Below are 2,684 nucleotides of genomic sequence, written 5' to 3'. Positions count from 1 at the left end.
TCTTTACCAGGAGAACCATCCACCGGATCGATCGACCGCCGCCCGTCAACCCCAGCAAGCCAAAGCCAAAAACCCCAGCCAACCAACTGGCCTTCTGCTATGCCTAACTTTCCCCGGACAGCCCTGCACAGGGTGGGAAGAGGAAAGAGACTGATCATTCCGGCAGAATCAGCCGATAAAGCACCCGCTCGCCTGTCAGGCCCTTGAGCATATGCGCACCGATCTCGGTTCGCTTGATCTCGGGCGGCAGTTTCGCGGCGGTAGCGGCGCTGACGAGGATGATCGTGTCGGCGCCGTCATCGACCCCATGGCCGGCCTGCTCGATGCGCTGCGCGGTGTTCACGGCATCGCCGATCAGCGTGTAGTTGACGCGGCCGGGGGCGCCGATATTGCCGGCAATCGCGGTGCCGGTATTGACGCCGATGCGCAGCCGCACCGGATTGAGCTGCTTGCGCCGGCGCCGGTCGTTGTCGGCCTTGATGCTGGCGCCGATGGCGAGCGCGGCCCGGCAGGCATGGAGCGCGTGATCGGGATCCTCGGCGGGCGCGCCCCAGAAGGCCATCACCGAATCGCCGATATATTTATCGACGGTGCCATGCTCGCTCTCGATCGCGGCCGCGAGCATGCCGAAATGGCGGTTGAGAAAGGCCGCCAGACGCGGCGGGCTGAGGCGCTGGCTGATGGGCGTGAACCCGACGATGTCGGTGAAGACCACGGTGAGCTCGCGTTCCACCGGTGCCAGCTCGACCGCATCGCCCATCCGCATCAGCCGCTTGACCAGCGCGCGCGGGACATAGGTGTTGAACCAGGCGAGGCCGGCCCGCATCGAGTTGAAAGCATGGACCGCGCGGTCGAGCTCGGCCAGCATGCTCCCGGGGAGGGGGTGAGCCCCCTCGAAATCCAACCGGGCAATGCGTTGGGCCGCCGCGGCCAACCGGCCGATGCCGCGTGACATGATGCGCGACAGCACGAGGGCGAACAGCAGCGTAACGCCCAGCACGACAGCGCCCGCCAGCAGCGCGTAGGTCAGGCGGTTGAGGATGGCGGTCGCGCGCGAGGCCGGGAAATAGCGACCGACCCGCCAGGCCACGTCGTCATAGCCGGTGATCAACTGATAGAGAATGACGAAGCTGCCATTGTCGACGGTGACATTGCCGCCTTGGAGGCCGCCCGAACTCAAGGCCTCGCCCAGGGGCGTGCCCTGGCCATGCTCGAAGGCGTCGAGGACCGTGTCGCCGACCTCGCCGGTCGTGGGAATGGGATGCTCGGAGGAGAGACCCCGCGCACCGCCGGCAAGCGAGGGATGGGCCAGGATCTCGCCAGGCCCGCGCAGCACGAAATCGACATTGCCGGCCTGCGGGTCGGGGACGATCGCATTGGAGAGCGCCGAGAGCGGCACGCCGGCGATGGCGAGGCCGAGATAGCGGTCGTCGCGCTTCACCGACCAGGAGGCGATGATGAAGCTCTCCCGCAAGGACGGCACATAGGTGATGCCATGCCAGTCGAGTCCGTTCTGGCTCTCGCCAAAGCGCAGCATCAGCCGAAGCTCCGGCCAGAGCCGGACGCTGCGCCGTCCTGCCTGCAGCCCCGAGAGGATGCGTCCGGCGCCGATCAGCGTCAGATCGGGCTGGATGAAGGCCACCATCCCCAGCTGCGGCGCTGCCGTGATCATGCCCTCCATCAATTGCGGCATGCGGGCGCTCTGCGGATCGAGCTCGCCGCGCTCCAAGGCGCCCGCCAGATAGCGGACGGCGTTCTCGGCGGGATCGAGCGTCGCGCGAATCGACGTCTGGCGTTCGCTTGCGGTCGAGCGTGCCGCGATCGCGATCAGGTCGTAGGTGTTGCGCCGGGCGAGGTCATAGCCGATCAGCGTCACGGTTCCCGAAGCGGCCATGGTGAGGCCGCCGAAACCCAGCATCAGCACCAGCAGAATCGACGGCCGCCAGCGCTGCCGCGCAGGCTCGCGCCCCGGCGGGGCCACGGCTACAGGCGCCGCCGGGCTTGCGATCTGCGACGGTGACGGGACGGGCGATTTTGGCGCGATCGAACTATTCGACAATCAGCTTCACACGTTGGCCCGCGACCAGGCTGTCGTTCGCCGCGAGTCCGTTGAGAACCCGGAATCTCTGTTCCTGATAATCGTCGAAGGCCATCGATTTGGCGAGGGAGGATACGCTGTCGCCGGGCTTGACGGTGACCACGCGCACCCGCAGCGGCTTGATCTGCGCCGCCTCGCTGGCCGAGAGCTTGCGGAAGCTCGCGGCCGCCTGGCGGAAGCCGGCGTCGGCCGCGCTCGCATTCTGGGTGGAGCTGAGGAAAACGAAGCGGTAGATGGTGCTGGCGTCATAGCGGATCGCCACCAGCCGCAGGAAGACCGGGCCGCTGTCGGTGTTGCCCGTGGCGGTCGCGGTCGCCGCCTCCATGCCGTTGATGGTCATGCCCTCGAGGTTCTGCAGCCGGATCTTCGCCGCCCAGACATTGGCGATGTAGTCGCTCATGCTGCCGGCGTTCGCGAGGCGACCGCCATCGAAGATCATGGCGGTGCTGTTGGGCCCCTTCCCCTGCACCGCGTCGCTGCTGTTGGCGAGCTGGAAGCCCTGGGGCGCGGTGAAGGCCAGGCGCAGATCCGCATGCGAGAACTCCCGGCCATGGATGACGCCTTCCTTCGGGTCGTCGCCATAGAG

Annotated in this window: 2 protein-coding genes; both read right to left on the bottom strand. The window is 67.1% G+C overall.

Features of this window, described 5'->3' with window-relative positions:
- Nucleotides 1-154 precede the first annotated feature (154 nt).
- Nucleotides 155-1,981 (bottom strand): adenylate/guanylate cyclase domain-containing protein, encoded by a 1,827-nt coding sequence (locus ACREE8_RS24355; RefSeq protein ID WP_431575617.1) that lies wholly within the window; start codon nt 1,979-1,981, stop codon nt 155-157.
- A gap of 67 nt (nt 1,982-2,048) precedes the next feature.
- Nucleotides 2,049-2,684: LysM peptidoglycan-binding domain-containing protein (locus ACREE8_RS24350; protein ID WP_431575616.1), on the bottom strand; the 636-nt coding region annotated here is incomplete at its 5' end.

It is taken from the genome of Hypericibacter sp. (assembly GCF_050729195.1).
GTDB lineage: Bacteria > Pseudomonadota > Alphaproteobacteria > Dongiales > Dongiaceae > Hypericibacter.
Note: the sequence above shows the minus strand (reverse complement) of the source record. Positions and strands in the feature narration are given on the sequence as shown.